Below are 15897 nucleotides of genomic sequence, written 5' to 3'. Positions count from 1 at the left end.
TGTAAGGTGAGCAGGCGGAGGCGTACGTGTCCTGGTGGGCGCCCCGGTCTTCAAAACCGGTGAGGCCGAGCATCTCGGTCTGGCAGGTTCGATTCCTGTCCGTCTCCGCCATCCGTGCTGCTAGGAGGACCCATGACGACAGACCCCCGCCGCTTCATCCCGAAGATGGATGCGATCCTCCAGTATCCGGCAGTGCAGGCAGCGCACGAGCGCGTGGCTCCGTACAGGGTTCGTGCGGTTATTGACGCTGTGCTTGACGACGTCCGCTCTGCCTCCCTCGCGCCCTCCCAGATTGAGGAGGAGCTGGCGGCGAGGCTAGAGGATGTACGGCCCTATTCACTGAGTCCGGTCATTAATGCCACGGGCGTTATCGTCCACACGAACTTGGGTCGCGCCCCTATGCCACCGGCAGCGGTGGATGCACTCGTGGCGGCGGCGTCTTACACAGATGTCGAAATGGATCTGGACAGTGGGCTGCGCTCCAGAAACAGGGGCCGCGCAGCTACTGAGGCGGTACTGGCCGCGTGCCCTGGCGCGGAGGACGCGCTCGTAGTGAACAACGGTGCGTCCGCGTTGCTGTTGGCCACGGCGGCGCTGGCGCCCGGCAAAGAGGTCATTATCTCGCGCGGGGAGCTCATCGAGATCGGCGCGGGCTTCCGCCTGCCGGAGCTCATCGAATCCACGGCTACGCGGCTGCGCGAGGTAGGTGCAACGAACCGAACACACCTGGCTGATTATGAGCGCGCCTTGGGGGAGAACACGGGCGCGATTCTCAAGGTGCATCCGTCGAACTTTCTCATCAGCGGCTTTACCTCTTCGGTGCCTGTGGCGCAGTTGCGTCAACTGACGGACTTGCCGCTTATTGCGGATATCGGTTCGGGACTACTCACGCCGGATGAGGTGCTTCCCGACGAACCCTCCGCGAGCGAGGCCCTGCGCAATGGCGCCGACGTGGTGCTTTTCTCTGGGGACAAGCTGCTCGGAGGCCCGCAGGCAGGCGTGCTCGTAGGGACGAAGGAGGCCATTGCTGCCTGCAAGAAACACCCGCTGGCACGGGCGGTGCGTATTGACAAGCTACGCCTCAATGCCTTGGAAGCGGCTATTTCTACCTCGACCAACGCGGTGCACGAGGCGCTGCATATTTCTGCCGAGCGCCACAAGGAGCGCACTGCGAGGATTGCCGCCGCGGTCGGGGCAGACGTCGTCGAGCACGACGGGCGCGTAGGCGGCGGCGGTGCCCCAGAGATGCCGTTGCCTGGCTGGGCCGTGGCGTTGCCGGAAGAGCTGGCTGCGCCGCTGCGCCTGGGGGCCACACCTGTGGTGGCACGCGTGAGCCAAGGGCACTGCCTCATAGACGTGCGGTGCGTGCCAGAGAGCCAGGATGCGGAGCTCATTGCTGCGATTCAGGCGGTGATGTAGGTGTTTGTCGTCGCCACTGCAGGCCACGTGGATCACGGAAAATCCAGCTTGGTGAAGGCGCTGACCGGCATGGAACCGGATCGGTGGGACGAGGAACAGCGTCGCGGGCTCACGATTGACTTAGGCTTTGTGTGGACCAAGCTGGACTCCGGCGCGGACGTGGCCTTTGTGGACGTGCCGGGCCACGAGAAGTTCCTGGGGAACATGCTCGCCGGGGTGGGGCCGGCCCCCGTGGTGCTGTTCGTCGTCGCTGCCGACGAAGGCTGGCAGGCGCAGTCCACCGACCATCGCGATGCGCTGCGGGCACTCGGCGTGCAGCATGGCATCGTGGCGCTGACCCGTGCCGATAAGGCGGATAAGACGCGCCGAGCAGAGGTTGCAACACAGGTCCGGGCAGAGCTGGCTGGCACACAGCTGGCTGATGCCCCCGTGATTGAGGTGTCGGCGAAGACGAGGGAGGGCGTCGATAAGCTACGTGCGTCTTTGGATGCTCTTCTTTCTGGCATGCCAGCGCCTGATAAGGACGCCCGGGTGCGGCTTTGGGTAGACCGTGCGTTTAGTGTCAAAGGCGCTGGCACAGTGGTGACTGGAACGCTGGCGGCGGGCACGATAGCGGTGGGCGATGAGCTCATGCTGCGCGATCGAAAGGTCGCGGTCCGAGGGCTGCAGAGTGAGAATGCTTCCGTGTCCTCAGCGGGGCCGGTCTCCCGCGTGGCGGTGAACCTTCGCGGGGTAGATGCAGACGAGATTCATCGCGGTGATGCATTGCTCAGTCCTGGTGCATGGCGCGTTCTTGAGACGGTGGATGTACGGCGCACGTTTGGTACTGATATGGCGGAGCTGCCTCGAAACCTCGTGGTCCACACTGGCACTGCTGGTGTCGGCGCGCGGTTGCGCCCGCTGGGAGGCGACTTTGCTCGACTGACTCTCGAGGAGCCGCTGCCGCTTACTCTGCTCGATAGGTTTGTCGTGCGTAGCCCCGGTGGGCGGCATGTGGTGGCCGGAGTAGAGGTTGCGGACGTGCACCCAGCTCCGCTTACTCGGCGCGGGGACGCGAAGAAACGTGCAGAGCAGTTGGCGCAGGTAATTCCGCAGGATCCGGCTGACTGGCTGAAGCGCAGCGGCTACGACCGCGTGGACAACCTCATCCGCGACGGGTTTTCCATATCGGAGCGGCCAGCAGGAATCATCGAGTTTCGGGATTGGTGGATCTCCGCTGGCCAGGTTTCCCTCTGGAAACAGGAGTTGCTGCGTGCGGTGACGGAGCATTCAGAGGCCAACCCGCTTGCACCGGGGCTGCCGCGGCCAGCTGCCATGGATGCGTTGCAGCTCACTGAACCCGCACTCCTGGGACTAGCGGTGGCTGCGGCTAAGGTCGAATCGGTCGACGGCGTGCTCCGACTGCCTGGTCAGAGTGTGGATTTGGGGCCTGCTGAAAAAGGCGTGGCCGAGCTCGAGCGGCGCTTGCGCGATGATTGTTTTGCAGCACCGGAGGCTGAAGACCTCAAAGACCTAGGTCTGGGAGCCAAAGAGCTTGCCGCAGCCGAGCGCGCCGGGCGTTTGCTCCGACTGCACGGGGGAGTGGTGTTGTTACCCTCCGCGCCCCGTGAAGCACAGACTGTGGTTGCCAAGCTGGAGCAGCCTTTTACGCTTTCGGCTGCGCGCAAAGCGTTGGGGACGACGCGCCGGGTTGCTATCCCGCTGCTAGAACACCTTGATTCGATTGGGGTGACTCGCTTGGTGGACGGGCAGCGGACGGTGCTCTAGGTGCTGGTGGGTGGCTGCTTAGCAGTAGGGCGCGGTGCTAGGAGCAAAGGAACCAATATAGGGGAACCATTTGTGGGGCGGTTTTGGAGAAAGCCCAGGTCGAAGCGTAAGGAGAAGTGCATAAGGTACTTGTTAAAAGGTGCCTTTGGTCTGCCACAGCCATGAGGGGATGCCTTCAAAGTTAAGAGAGCACTCTAGGCTTGAGTGTCTGAAAACTTAACGGATATCGTTATTGACGGATTCCGTTATGTTTTGTAGATTGAGGACATGATCCAGTCGTTTGCTAACCGAGACACCGAGCTTGTCTGGTTGCGCCAAGCGTCACCCCGGATTGATTCGAGAATCCACAAGACTGCAAATAGAAAACTTCATCAGCTTGATGCAGCAGTTTCCCTGCAATCGCTGCGTGTTCCGCCGGGGAACCGATTGGAAGCTTTAAAAGGTGATCGAAAGGGGATGTACAGCATTCGAGTCAATCAACAATGGAGGATTACTTTTCGCTGGACCGAAGCGGGCCCGGCGGATGTGGCAATAGAGGATTATCACTAAGGAGCGGCATGAGTACCAAGTTGTATCCACCTATTCATCCTGGAGAAGTGCTCAACGAAGACTTCATTAAGGCATTTGGGATTACCCAGCATAAGTTAGCTATGGCCATTGGAGTCCCACCGCGCAGGATTAACGAGATCGTCCACGGCAAGCGCGGAATTACAGCAGACACTGCGCTGCGCTTAGGAAGGTATTTCGGGGTAGAACCGCAGTTCTGGGTGAACTTGCAAGGACGATACGAGCTCGAACTAGCAGAGGATTCAATAGCTGAAGAAGTTAGCAGTATTGAGCCGCTCGAAGTGGCCTGAGTGCAAGATTCAGTAACGCGAACGGTTCGACTGCACGCGGCCGCCGGAGTGTGAGTGAACGGAACGTCGGCTGCCGACATCGGGGTCGTCGCTTCCCCATGAATCTTCAGCCCATATTGCAAAATCACGATCGGCGTATCGCTTCTGGCGAGTGGCTATATGCTCCATCCGACGATTGTAGCGACGCTTTGAGGCTTCAATGCGCTCGGACTCGGTTTGTGTTGAAGGCTGACTGTTACCGTTGTTGCGCTTCTTGTTGCCCATTGTGTGACTCCTGAACGCTAGAGTGGCTGCATGTATGTGATGGGTAACTCTACATTAGCTAGCGGGACATTGTCTTGAACTCGAGACGGACAGGCAAAGGCACCAAAGTAGGGGAACCATTTGTGGGGCGGTTTTGGAGAAAGCCCAGGTCGAAGCGTAAGGAGAAGTGCATAAGGTACTTGTTAAAAGGTGCTTTTGCCCCCTTGGTGGTAGGCGAGCGGTGGCGGGGAAGCTGTGGCAGGAGGGCGCTAAGAGTTCGGGGAGATGAAGGTGCGCGGGCCGGTGGGAAGCGGGGATGCGAGAGGGGCAGCTGAGGCGGTGACGTCCCAGTCGGCGGTGAGGTCGAGAACAGGCGGAATGGCGGGGTGATCCGGCGAAAGCGGCAGCGGGGGAAGCGCGGGGGAAAAGAGCTCGCTGAGATCGAGGGGCAGGTCGACGGCAATGCGGCCGGCAGCGGCATAAGCGCGGGCAGTGAGCGTTGCGCCGGAAGAGGTGGCAGCCTCGAAGGCGGCGGCGAGGGCGGGGGAGTCGCTCAGCGATGTGCATGGGCCAAGGACGAGGTCACCGCAGGTAGCGAGCACGGTGCCGTCGAGGACGACGAGGGACACAATGAGCTGTTGGGTGCCCATCTCGCAGAGCTGGTGGGCGGTGAGTTGGCCGGCGGAGACGTCGATAAGCACGCCGTGCCCGCCGGCCATCAAGGCAGTGCCTTCCGGCTGGTTATTCGCGGGAATCATCCAGGGATCGAGGCCGAGGGCGACTGCCACGTCGACGGCGCCGTCGATAATCTCGACCGTCGCATGCGTCGACGGCGTCAGCCCGGCCGCGCGCAGACGGGCGAGTGACGGATACTCCGCGGACTCCTCGCCATCGAGAGCTCCCAAGAAACCAAAAGGCGAGCGGATGCGCCAGCCGCGGGTGGCGGGGTCGGGGATGAGGGAGACGTCGACAAGCACAGGCTCCGATGCCAACCCCGGGATGCTCAACGCGGTGCCGAGACTGACGTGGTCGAGGACCGCCACGTGCTCAACACCGAAGTAAGAGGGGGCCAGCGGGTACAGCGCCATGGTTGTGCGAAGTCACCTCGTGTTGTTGGGGGAAGGGTGGACTGTATCAATCTTACGCAGAGGGGGAATCATCTCTGTGGCGACGTCCACGGACGACGACTCAAAAGCGCTATAGTTTCCCACTATGGATCTAGCCACCGTCGCTTTCGCATTCGGCCTCGTGCTTTTTTCTGGCTTGTCGACGTCCATCGGGGGCGCGCTGGCCGTCGGAAAGCGCGAGCCAGGCCCGGGGTTCATGGCGACTGCCCTGGGCCTGTCTGCGGGAGTGATGCTTTACGTGTCCTTTATGGAGATTCTCCCGGAAGGCATCGCCAAGCTGGGGGAGGCCTCCGGAACCGAAAAAACGGCCACCTGGCTGGGGGTCATCGCGTTCTTTGTCGGTATTGCCGTCATCGCCATCATTGACCGTGCCGTGCCGGAGGAAATCAACCCGCACGAGCCGGCGACGACGGAGGAAGACGCACGCCGCAGGAGACTCATGAAGACAGGTGTCTTCACCGCCTTTGCGCTGGCGCTGCACAACTTCCCCGAGGGTTTTGCTACGTTCCTCTCCGGCTTGGAGGCCCCTGAAATTGCGATCCCGATCGCCGTGGCCATTGCCATTCACAATATTCCGGAGGGCATTGCCGTAGCAGTACCTCTGCGCGCGGCGACGGGCTCGCGGAAGAAAGCCTTCTGGTGGGCCACCATTTCGGGTCTCGCGGAGCCTGTCGGTGCGCTCATTGGCTTTGCTATTCTCATGCCCTTTATTGGGCCGGCGACCATGGGATTGAGCTTCGCCGCCATTGCCGGCATCATGGTCTTCATCTCCCTCGATGAGCTCCTGCCCACCGCGGAGGAGACCGGCAAGCATCACTTCGCCATTTACGGGCTGATTGCCGGCATGGCCATCATGGCGGTATCGCTGATGTTGTTTATGTAGGCGCTACTTCACGCGCTCAGCGGTGGCCTTGACCGCCATGATGACGGTGGCCACGACTGTGCCCAGAATGAGGCCGAAGACCATGGACATGCCGGTATCCGCCAGCCAGGTCAGCGCTCCGTTGCTGATGTTCTCGGTGACGCTGTGAATGAAGCCGTAAGGCTGCTCCGCGCCGAATTCATGCAGACCCTTGATGACGATGTGGCCACCGACCCACAGCATCGCCGCGGTACCGATGACACCGATGATGTCGAGGACCACGGGCATACCTTTGACCAAGGCGGTGCCAAGAGCGGACTCCCCGTTGTTGCGCTCAAGGAGGCCCATGCCGATGTCATCCATTTTCACTAGGACAGCGACCGCGCCATAAACGCCGAGAGTCAGGATGATGCCCACAACGATGAGGGACGCCAGTCGCATCCAGAAGGGCTGGTCGATGACTTCGTTGAGCGAGATGACCATGATTTCCGCGGAGAGAATAAGGTCGGTCGTAATAGCGGAGCGCACCAGGGAATCTTCGGCGTCGGCGCCTTTCTCCCGGACAGGTTTCTTTTCTTCCTCACCGCGGTGGAAGAGGAAGTGAATAATCTTTTCCGCGCCCTCGAAGCAGAGGTAGGTGCCGCCGCACATGAGAATCGGGGTGAGGGCCCACGGAGCGATCCAAGAGAGGATCAGCGCGATGGGCAGAATGATGATGAGCTTGTTGATGAGCGAGCCCTTGGTGATGCGCCAAATCATGGGCAGCTCTCGCTGCGGTTTCACACCATCAACGAACTGCGGGGTCACGGCTGCATCGTCGACGACCACACCGACGGATTTCATGGAGGTCTTGCCGGCTAGTGCCGCCACGTCATCGACGCTGGAGGCGGCGGATCGGGCGATGAGGGCGACGTCGTCAAGCAGGGCGAACAGGCCACCGGCCATGGCTTACATCCTTTTGAGGTAGGGAGAAGAGTGCTTTCCTTAGGCTACTCGGCGGGGACGAGTTCCACATTGTCAGCCCACGTGAGATCCATCCCCAACGTACGCAGCCAGTCCATGGCGTCATCGCCATAGCGCGTAATACCCTCTACGGCCGTGAGAGTGCGTTCCATGGCGCGCTCGGCCTCTTCGGCGCTGATGAGGCCCGTGGAGGTGGCGGCGGCGAGTTCGTCGATATCGAGCACGTCGACCGGTTCGCCGGAGGTGGAGACCAGGTCAACATAGAGATCACGGGTGGTCCACACGTCACCCTCAACGTCGATATCGGCGACATCGAAGTAGAAATCCTGCTCCACGTCGACGCCCTCGCGGAAGTGGAAGATGCTGGCGCGCAGGCCCAACTCCGGCAGAAGCCACGACTCGAGGTAGCCAAAGCGCGGGTGGTTGGCGCCGCGGGCCATGTAGAGACCGAAATCGGTGACGCGGTAGGTGTCTACCTCCCGCACAAACCCTTTGGGGTCAACGTTGGTGTTGGCCGCCGTATTAAAGGTCTCTTGCTTGACTGGATGTAGCTCAGTACTCATTAGTTCACCTCGAGGAAGGCCGCGGTGGGTGGGAAGGTACACGAGGAATCAGCAGTGTTGACGGAGCCAGACAGGATCGCCACGACCGTTCCTTTGCCGGTGCTGGCGCGGCCAGAAACAGTCGTGGGGCCATCGGCGTTGATGCCGTTGTTGAACAGCGGAGTGGTGCCAAACTGGAACGTATCCAGGTTGAACCACTGGACGTTCATTGCGCCCTGCTGCTCAGCTGCGGTGGGCGTGCCCAAGGCGGTGAAGAGGAAGACGGTTTCGCCTTCCCCGGCGCCGGGAGCGGGGATATCGGTAGGGCCGGGCACAGCGATGGCCGAACCGACCGAATCGCCCTGCCCGCCGATGCACTGCGCGGAGACCGTAGGCCAGTAGAACTGACGGAAGGCGGGGTTGTTGCCCTCCGGCATGGCCACGCCACCTTCGCCGTCCTCACCAGCAGTGAAATTGAGGGCGGTGAGGATAGCGCTACGGGCATCCTGGGGGATCCATGGCTGTGCGGCGAAAGCGCGGACGCGTTCCTGAGTCTCCGGGGTGGGGCGGCCGAGGCTGTCCAGCGGATTGCTGCTGTGGGCGGCAGTGGCCAGGGAGGAGAGATCGGGTGCATCAGCATGCGCAGGGGTGACGCTGAGCAGGCCCAGCATCACAGCAGCCGTCATTCCGGCAAGGCCGCGATGGGCGGCGCTGCCGGTGGAGTGCTGTTCGTCGAGAGCCATGGACATCCTTGTGTAGAAGACGGCGCGCGCAAACAACATTAGTCACACGCGCCACAACAGTATCTGCTGTCACAATATTCACTTTTTTGGCGTAGTCAACTCGAAACGAGCTCTACTGTGGGGTATGTCGGCACTCGATATGAATTCGTTACACAAGGAACGCGATGCTGCATGGATGTGGTGGAGCGAGTATATTTAAGGGCCGTTCACACCGCTAACGCATCATGCTTGAAGGAGCACCCCACACGTGAGTAATACTGAGTTCCGTAACGTAGCCATCGTCGCACACGTTGACCACGGTAAAACCACCCTCGTCAACGGCATGCTGGAACAGTCCGGCGCTTTCGGCGACCATGGCGAACACTCGGATCGCGTCATGGACTCCAATGATCAGGAGCGCGAGCGTGGCATCACCATTCTGGCGAAGAACACCGCCATTCACCGCAAGGGCCTAGGCAAGGACGGCGGGGATCTCATCATCAACGTCATCGATACCCCGGGTCACGCCGACTTCGGCGGCGAGGTCGAGCGCGGTATTTCCATGGTGGACGGCGTCGTGCTGCTTGTCGACGCCTCCGAAGGCCCCCTCCCGCAGACCCGCTTCGTCCTCACCAAGGCGCTTGAGGCGAAGCTGCCAGTGATCATTTGTGTCAACAAGACCGATCGCCCGGATGCCCGCATCGACGAAGTGGTGACCGAGGCCCAGGACCTCTTGCTGGAAATCGCCGCCGGTCTGGAAGACGAGGAAGCCGCTGCCGCCGCAGAGGAGCTTTTGGATCTGCCGGTTCTCTACGCTTCCGGCCGCGAGGGCAAGGCTTCCACCGAGAACCCGGGTGACGGCAACGTCCCGAACGCCGAGGACCTGCAGGCGCTTTTCGACGTCATCTACGACGTCCTGCCCGAGCCCTCTGCGTCGGTCGACGGCCCGCTCCAGGCACACGTGACCAACCTGGACTCCGATGACTTCCTGGGCCGTATCGCTCTGCTGCGCATCTACTCCGGCACCATCAAGAAGGGCCAGCAGGTGGCCTGGATTCACTACGATGACGAAGGCGAGATGCACACTAAGACCGTCAAGGTGGCAGAGCTTTTGCGCACCGTCGGCTTCCAGCGCCAGCCCGATACCGAGGCTATCGCGGGTGACATCGTGGCTATCTCCGGCATCTCCGACATTATGATCGGTGACACCATCGCTGACGTGGAGAACCCTGAGCCGCTGCCGCGCATCAAGGTTGATGAGCCGGCCATCTCCATGACCATTGGTGTTAATACCTCCCCAATGGCTGGCCAGGGCGGCGGCGACAAGCTCACTGCACGTATGGTCAAGGCCCGTCTGGACCAGGAGCTCATCGGTAACGTGTCCATCAAGGTGCTGCCGACCGACCGCCCAGATGCCTGGGAGGTGCAGGGTCGCGGCGAGATGGCCCTCTCCGTGCTTATTGAGAACATGCGCCGCGAAGGCTTCGAGCTCACCGTGGGCAAGCCGCAGGTGGTCACCCAGGTCATCGACGGCAAGACTATGGAGCCTTACGAGATGCTCACCATCGATTCCCCCTCGGAGCACCAGGGTGCAATCACCCAGCTGCTGGCTGGCCGCAAGGGCCAGATGCAGTCCATGGACGTGCGCGAGGGTGACTGGGTCCGCATGGTCTTCCGCATCCCAGCCCGTGGCCTGATTGGTTTCCGTACGCAGTTCCTGACTGAGACCCGCGGCGCAGGTATTGCCAACTCCATTTCCGACGGCCTGGACGTCTGGGCTGGTGAAATCAAGGCTCGCCCAACTGGTTCGCTCGTGGCTGACCGCTCCGGCCAGATCACCGCCTACGCACTGCAGCAGCTGGCCGACCGCGGCGACTTCTTCGTCGAGCCGGGTATGGAGGCCTACGAGGGCATGGTCGTTGGTGCCAACAACCGTGATGAGGATATGGACATCAACATCACGAAGGAAAAGAAGCTCACCAACATGCGCTCCGCCACCGCGGATGCCACCGTCACTTTGGCTAAGGCGAAGACCCTGTCTCTCGATGAGGCGCTTGAGTTCTGTGGCAATGACGAGTGCGTCGAGGTTGGCCCGAAGGTGCTGCGCGTGCGCAAGGTCGAACTCTCCGCGACCGACCGCAAGCGTGCCGCTGCTCGCGCGAAGCAGCTCAACAAGTAAAGCGTTGAAGGTGTGGTGGCGTGGTCCGTTTCTCCCGATTGCTGGCTGCGTGTGTGCTGGTCAGTGGGTTGAGTGCTTGCCAGGCTAATCCTGGACCACCGCCCGTCGTGGAGGCGGACGAGCAGAGTGCGTCGCCCACCGAGTCGACTACGGAAAGCCCCACTCCAGAGGAGGATCCGGAGGAGGATGTGCTGCCTGAGCGCAGCACCGTGGCCATCGGCGTAGACCCACTGCGCGGCGGCCTTAATCCGCACCTCATCGCACATAACTCGGAGTTGGTGAGCCAGATTGCGGAGCTCGTCCTTCCCTCCGCCTTCCACGGCGATGAGATGGATACGGACGTGCTGGAATCGGCAGAGGAGATCGATGCCCCAGGCACCATCGCCATGCGCGTGCGCTACACCATTGCCGGGCCCGCGCAATGGTCGGACGGCACACCGATTAGCGGGTCGGATTTCCACTACCTGTGGTCACAGATCACCCGTACACCCGGGGCCAATTCGGCGTCGGGGTACCAGGCGATCTCGGCGGTGAGGACGTCGGGTAGCGGCCGCGTTGTCACAGTGGACTTTGAGCGCCGCGTCGAGGACTGGCACAGGCTTTTTGCCCATTTGCTGCCCTCTCACTTGTTGGTGGACAAGGAGTTTTCTTCTGTTCTCTCGGAGGGCATTCCGGCCTCTGCTGGGCGCTACATGGTGGCCGGCATGGACCGCAGCCGCGGCGTCATCACGCTGAATCGCAATGACCGCTTCTGGGGTGAGGACCCTGCGACCATTGACGTCATCCAGCTCCGCGCCCTTCGGGATACCACCCAGGCTGTTAATATGCTGCGCTCGCACCAGATTGGGTTTGCGGACTTTACCCCGCAGCAGACCAGTCTGGAGAGCTTGAGCTTGCTCAACAACGTCAACACTGGGGTAGTAACACGCTCACGCCAATTGCGCGTGCACATGTCCACTCTCGAGGAGGCTCTGCCGGAAGAAGCCCAACGCCGCGCGCTGGCCTCTCTGCTCAACACTGAGCAGATCGCGCGCCTGGCCACGGGCCGCTCCTCCAATTTAGAGCCCGGCCACAATCCTTTTAGCGACCCCGTCGAGCTCTTCCCGCTACGCGAGCGCGCCGGGCGCAAGCCACTGCGCATCGCCGTCGATCCCCTCAGCCCCACTGCGTTGGCAGCAGCCAACACCATCGCGGACGTGCTGCAGTCGAAGGCTATCGACGTCGAAATTGTCTCCGAACGCCTCAGCACCATCACCACGGAGCTGCTTCCCGCCGGCAAGGTGGACGTGGTCTTGGCCTGGGACGAGAATGGTAAAGATTCGTTGAGCATGGCGGATTTTTTCACCTGTGCGACGTCGAGCAGCCCCGCAGGCGAGCTCAACGGCTTCTGCCCCGAGCAGGCCGAGGAAACCGCGGCGAAAATCCTCGATGGTTCCCTCGACTCCTTGGCGGCCCAGGAGCGGGTGAAGCAGCTTAATGCGGAGCACGTGCTTTTTGTCCCTCTGCTGAATGAAGTGCGAATTCACGCCTTGGGCAAAGGTATCGTGGGGCCCGGACAAAGCATTGAGGACTGGGATTCTGGCCTCGTTAGCGCACCGCAGTGGAGGAAAGATGATGACTAAAGATCTCACCGGTTACCGTGTTGTAGCCGTGCATGCACACCCGGATGACGAGGTGCTCTTCACCGGTGGCACCCTAGCGGATATGGCTGCTCGCGGCGCCGACGTCACCGTCATTACCGCAACGTTGGGCGAGGAAGGCGAGGTTATTGGTAAGACCTACCAGGGACTGGCGGAAAGCGATCGCCTCGGAGGCTTCCGCGCTTGGGAGCTGAAACGTTCTCTCGACGCTTTGGGGGTTCGCGGCATCCAGCTCGGCGGGTTCGGACACTTCCGCGATTCGGGCATGGCGGGCTCACCCGCGCACGAGAACCCGCAGGCGCTGGTCAACCGCGTCGATGAGGCAACTGACGTGCTCAAGGCTCACCTGCAGCGTTTGCAGCCGCACGCCGTGCTTACCTATGGCCCCGATGGTGGCTATGGCCACCCGGATCACATCGCGGTGCACCGCGCGGTGCATGCGGCCGCGGCGCCCGAGCAGCGCATCTGGTGGGCCATTTTCGAGCGCGCTGCCCACTACCGCGCGCTGGAGTCCATCACTCCGCCGGAGGGCTGGAGCCTGCCGGCCAAGGCCTACCTGGATAACTTCACCACCGAAGGTTTCGACGTGGCCTATGCGCTTGCCGACGTCCCCCTAGCCTCCAAGCGCGCCGCCATGCTCGCCCACGCCACGCAAATTTGGCTGGCCGATGGTTCGCTCAACCCCGTCAACCCACATGCAGCCCAGGCTGGACTCAGCAACCCCGCTGAAGTACCCGCCGCCTATGCACTCTCCAACCTGTTCACCATGCCGCTTCTGCGCCACGAGTATTACCAGCTGGGCCAAGGCGCACCGCAGGATTCCTTGTTGGGGGAGAAGTGAGGGAAGGCGCCATCCGCACTGATTTCTCTCGCGGCGAGCAAATAGGTGGCCTCGTATGGCTGGTGTTGGGAGCGCTGTGCTCGCTGACCCTCGAGGTGGTGTACCTCACCGCACGCGTGCCGTGGTTCGACGGAACCAGCGTTCCTTTCCCCATCACCGTCCTTATCGCCTTCTGGTTCAATGGGGTGCTCACGCGCACAGCGCGGCTGTGGAGTGAGAATCCCTACATCGCGGGGTTGCCGGGATTCGCGTGGGCGGGTGGATTCTTCGCATTCCTGCTGGGAGGAGCCATCGGTGATGGTTCCTTGCTGGCCAATAATATTCTTAGCCTGCTCCTGTTGACGGCGGGAATCGCGGGTAGCGTTTGGCCATTTTTTAAGCCGGAGTAGCATACTGTTATTCGTAGAAAACCCGTGACACACAGGAGTTTGAACCCCTTATGACTTACACCATCGCGCAGCCTTGCGTCGACGTGATGGACCGCGGCTGCGTTGAAGAGTGCCCGGTCGACTGCATCTACGAGGGCAAGCGCATGCTCTACATCCACCCGGACGAGTGCGTGGACTGTGGCGCCTGCGAGCCTGCTTGCCCGGTCGAAGCCATTTTCTACGAGGACGATGTTCCGGATGAGTGGCTCGACTACAACGACGCCAACGCTGCCTTCTTCGATGATCTTGGTTCCCCGGGCGGCGCGGCTGCGCTTGGGCCGCAGGACTTCGACGTCCCAATGATTGCCGCACTCCCGCCCCAGAACCAGGAGTAGACCATGAGCCGCACGCCGCTCGGAGATACTCTTCCGGATTTCCCCTGGAACTCCTTGGCCGATGCCAAGAAGAAGGCCCAGGCCCATCCGGACGGAATTGTGGATCTCTCTGTAGGCAACCCAGTTGATCCGGTCGCGCCCGGTGTGCAGCTAGCTCTTTCTTCCGTAGCGGAAGCTCCTGGCTACCCACAGACGCAGGGCACCCCGGAGCTGCGGGAGGCCATCGCGAAGGCTTTGGAACGCCGCTACCACATGCAGGTGGACGCGGTCCTGCCGGTCATCGGCACCAAGGAAGCCATCGCCTGGCTGCCCACCTTGCTGGGCATGCGCGGCCAGACCGTGGCCTTCCCCTCGGTGGCATACCCCACCTACGAGGTCGGTGCCCTTCTTGCCGGCGCTACGCCTCTTCGCGCGGATGAGGACTTCGAGGATGCCTCGCTCGTGTTCATCAATTCGCCGTCGAATCCGACGGGCAAGGTGTTGGGCGTCGACAAGCTGCGCGAGATCGTCGCCTGGGCGCGCGCGAACAATGCCATCGTGGCCTCCGACGAGTGCTACATGAGCCTCGGCTGGGATGACGCGAACCCGCCCGTATCCATTCTCGACCCGCGGGTCACCGACGGCGATAACACCGGGCTCATCGCTATGCATTCGCTGTCCAAGTCCGCGAACATGGCCTCCTACCGCGCCGGTTTCTTTGCCGGCGATAACGCGCTCATCGCGGAGCTGCTGGAACTGCGTAAGCACGCAGGGCTCATCGTTCCGGGCCCGATTCAGGCCGCCATGGTCGCCGCGCTTGACGACGACCCCTCCGAAGCCCTCCAACGCCAGCGCTACGCCGCCCGCCGCGCCAAGCTCATGCGCGCGCTGACCGACGCTAACTTCACCATCGAGCACTCAGAAGCCGGCATGTACCTGTGGGCTACGCGTGGTGAGAATTGCCGCGCAACCGTCGATTGGCTGGCAGAACGCGGCATCCTCGTGGCTCCCGGTGACTTTTATGGACCCGCCGGCGAGCAGTACGTGCGCATTGGCTTGAACGGCACTGATGAGCGCATCGCCGCAGCGGTCGCACGGTTGGCTGCGTAAGTGGCCTTTCGCCCTCCAGCGCGGGAGGGGATTAGCCCGCGCAAGGTGATGCTCACCGGCATCGTGCCTGTTTCTCCTACCTACTGGGCGGGGGAGGCGGGCGATTCCGCGTTTTCACCTGGGACTCGCTTGGAGCCGGGCACTCCATTGCCAGGGCCCACGTTGGCGTGGTATCACCCGTCCATCCCGTGTGAAGAGCCCATTCCCTTTGACTACCGGGTGGTGTATGAGGACGGGGACCTGATAGTCGTCGATAAGCCGCACTTTGTGCCCACGACGTCGAATGGGCGCATCGTGCGCGAGGCCCTGCAGACTCGCCTGCGTGTGGATTTCGGGGAGGACGAGATTGTGCCGCTGCACCGTCTGGATAGGCTGACTGCCGGGCTGGTGTTGTGCTCGCGCAATCCTCGCACTCGGTCTTGTTATCAGCGTCTTTTTCAGGAGCGAGCGGTGGTGAAGCATTACCAAGCTCGGGTGGCAGCGCCCTTCTCGTTCGACAGCACGGTGCGGCTGGGCATGCGGCGTGTGCGTGGTGAGCGCCAAGTGCGCGTGGATCCTTCCGGTACTCTTACGGAGACTCGCCTGCGTGCCCAAGGCACGCTTGTCGACGTCTGGCCGCTCACCGGCCATACCCACCAGATTCGCGTGGTTCTCAATCACCTGGGCCATCCGATCGTGGGCGATGATACCTATCCCGTGGACCGCGGGCTGGCCCTTTATGATTTCTCTTCGCCTTTGCAGCTTGCGCACGTCGCGATGAGCTTTCCTGACCCCATAAGTGGCCGTGAGCGTGTGTTTAAGCGCGTGCACGGCGAGCGTTTTTAATTTGCGCGAGGCGAGGGACTAAACTCGTACGAAGTTTTATTCATCAATATTGAGCATT

17 protein-coding genes and 1 tRNA gene are annotated in these 15897 nt (G+C 61.8%); 13 read left to right on the top strand and 5 right to left on the bottom strand.

The window, feature by feature from the left end:
* The first annotated feature begins 16 nt into the window (after positions 1-16).
* From I6J72_RS06465 to I6J72_RS06445, 5 genes are all read left to right on the top strand, one after another.
* Positions 17-111: transfer RNA gene (locus I6J72_RS06465), tRNA-Sec, on the top strand.
* Between the two features lie 21 nt (positions 112-132).
* Positions 133-1419: an L-seryl-tRNA(Sec) selenium transferase gene (selA, locus tag I6J72_RS06460; RefSeq protein ID WP_204100372.1), complete on the top strand. Its 1287-nt coding sequence runs from the start codon at positions 133-135 to the stop codon at positions 1417-1419.
* The gene (selB, locus tag I6J72_RS06455) at positions 1420-3186 is read left to right on the top strand and encodes a selenocysteine-specific translation elongation factor (protein WP_204100371.1); all 1767 of its coding nucleotides are present in this window, start codon (positions 1420-1422) and stop codon (positions 3184-3186) included.
* A 267-nt stretch (positions 3187-3453) separates the two neighbouring features.
* The gene (locus I6J72_RS06450; protein ID WP_082013920.1) at positions 3454-3735 is read left to right on the top strand and encodes a type II toxin-antitoxin system RelE/ParE family toxin; all 282 of its coding nucleotides are present in this window, start codon (positions 3454-3456) and stop codon (positions 3733-3735) included.
* 8 nt (positions 3736-3743) lie between these two features.
* Entirely contained in the window at positions 3744-4043 is a 300-nt protein-coding gene (locus I6J72_RS06445; RefSeq protein WP_070671880.1) for a HigA family addiction module antitoxin, read from the top strand.
* 9 nt (positions 4044-4052) lie between these two features.
* Here the strand turns inward: I6J72_RS06445 and I6J72_RS06440 are convergent, their stop codons facing one another.
* On the bottom strand, positions 4053-4307 hold the full coding sequence (locus I6J72_RS06440; protein WP_204100370.1) for a hypothetical protein: 255 nt from the start codon (positions 4305-4307) through the stop codon (positions 4053-4055).
* A 248-nt stretch (positions 4308-4555) separates the two neighbouring features.
* On the bottom strand, positions 4556-5374 hold the full coding sequence (locus tag I6J72_RS06435; protein ID WP_204100369.1) for a hypothetical protein: 819 nt from the start codon (positions 5372-5374) through the stop codon (positions 4556-4558).
* A gap of 124 nt (positions 5375-5498) precedes the next feature.
* On the opposite strand from I6J72_RS06435, the gene zupT reads away from it, so the two are divergent.
* Positions 5499-6296, top strand: a complete 798-nt coding sequence (zupT, locus tag I6J72_RS06430) for a zinc transporter ZupT (protein ID WP_204100368.1) — start codon at positions 5499-5501, stop codon at positions 6294-6296.
* A 3-nt stretch (positions 6297-6299) separates the two neighbouring features.
* Here the strand turns inward: zupT and I6J72_RS06425 are convergent, their stop codons facing one another.
* From I6J72_RS06425 to I6J72_RS06415, 3 genes are read right to left on the bottom strand one after another with little or no spacing between them, the layout of a single operon-like run.
* On the bottom strand, positions 6300-7220 hold the full coding sequence (locus I6J72_RS06425; RefSeq protein WP_204100367.1) for a DUF808 domain-containing protein: 921 nt from the start codon (positions 7218-7220) through the stop codon (positions 6300-6302).
* A gap of 44 nt (positions 7221-7264) precedes the next feature.
* Positions 7265-7801 (bottom strand): DUF402 domain-containing protein, encoded by a 537-nt coding sequence (locus I6J72_RS06420; protein WP_115021652.1) that lies wholly within the window; start codon positions 7799-7801, stop codon positions 7265-7267.
* A complete protein-coding gene (locus tag I6J72_RS06415) occupies positions 7801-8523 on the bottom strand; it encodes a hypothetical protein (RefSeq protein ID WP_204100366.1) in 723 nt (240 codons plus the stop codon). The genes I6J72_RS06420 and I6J72_RS06415 overlap by 1 nt, the downstream gene beginning before the upstream one ends.
* Before the next feature lie 247 nt (positions 8524-8770).
* Here I6J72_RS06415 and typA point away from each other — a divergent pair, with 247 nt between their 5' ends.
* The 7 genes from typA to I6J72_RS06380 are packed head-to-tail and all read left to right on the top strand — an operon-like array spanning position 8771 to position 15839.
* Positions 8771-10681: a translational GTPase TypA gene (typA, locus tag I6J72_RS06410; RefSeq protein WP_115021654.1), complete on the top strand. Its 1911-nt coding sequence runs from the start codon at positions 8771-8773 to the stop codon at positions 10679-10681.
* A gap of 20 nt (positions 10682-10701) precedes the next feature.
* On the top strand, positions 10702-12303 hold the full coding sequence (locus tag I6J72_RS06405) for an ABC transporter family substrate-binding protein (RefSeq protein ID WP_204100365.1): 1602 nt from the start codon (positions 10702-10704) through the stop codon (positions 12301-12303).
* Positions 12293-13162 carry a PIG-L family deacetylase gene (locus tag I6J72_RS06400; RefSeq protein WP_204100364.1) on the top strand — a complete coding sequence of 290 codons (870 nt, stop codon included), beginning with the start codon at positions 12293-12295 and terminating at the stop codon, positions 13160-13162. The genes I6J72_RS06405 and I6J72_RS06400 overlap by 11 nt, the downstream gene beginning before the upstream one ends.
* Entirely contained in the window at positions 13159-13551 is a 393-nt protein-coding gene (locus I6J72_RS06395) for a hypothetical protein (protein ID WP_204100363.1), read from the top strand. The genes I6J72_RS06400 and I6J72_RS06395 overlap by 4 nt, the downstream gene beginning before the upstream one ends.
* A 50-nt stretch (positions 13552-13601) precedes the next feature.
* Entirely contained in the window at positions 13602-13925 is a 324-nt protein-coding gene (gene fdxA, locus I6J72_RS06390; RefSeq protein WP_005327491.1) for a ferredoxin, read from the top strand.
* A gap of 3 nt (positions 13926-13928) precedes the next feature.
* Positions 13929-15014 (top strand): succinyldiaminopimelate transaminase, encoded by a 1086-nt coding sequence (dapC, locus tag I6J72_RS06385; protein ID WP_204100362.1) that lies wholly within the window; start codon positions 13929-13931, stop codon positions 15012-15014.
* Complete coding sequence (locus I6J72_RS06380; RefSeq protein ID WP_239107535.1) at positions 15015-15839, top strand: pseudouridine synthase; 825 nt, start codon at positions 15015-15017, stop codon at positions 15837-15839. It begins immediately after the preceding gene.
* The last annotated feature ends 58 nt before the right edge of the window (positions 15840-15897 follow it).

This window comes from Corynebacterium sp. FDAARGOS 1242, assembly GCF_016889985.1.
Lineage (GTDB): Bacteria > Actinomycetota > Actinomycetes > Mycobacteriales > Mycobacteriaceae > Corynebacterium > Corynebacterium minutissimum_B.
The sequence above is the reverse complement of the archived record's forward strand: the minus strand, read 5'-3'. Positions and strand labels throughout refer to the sequence as shown.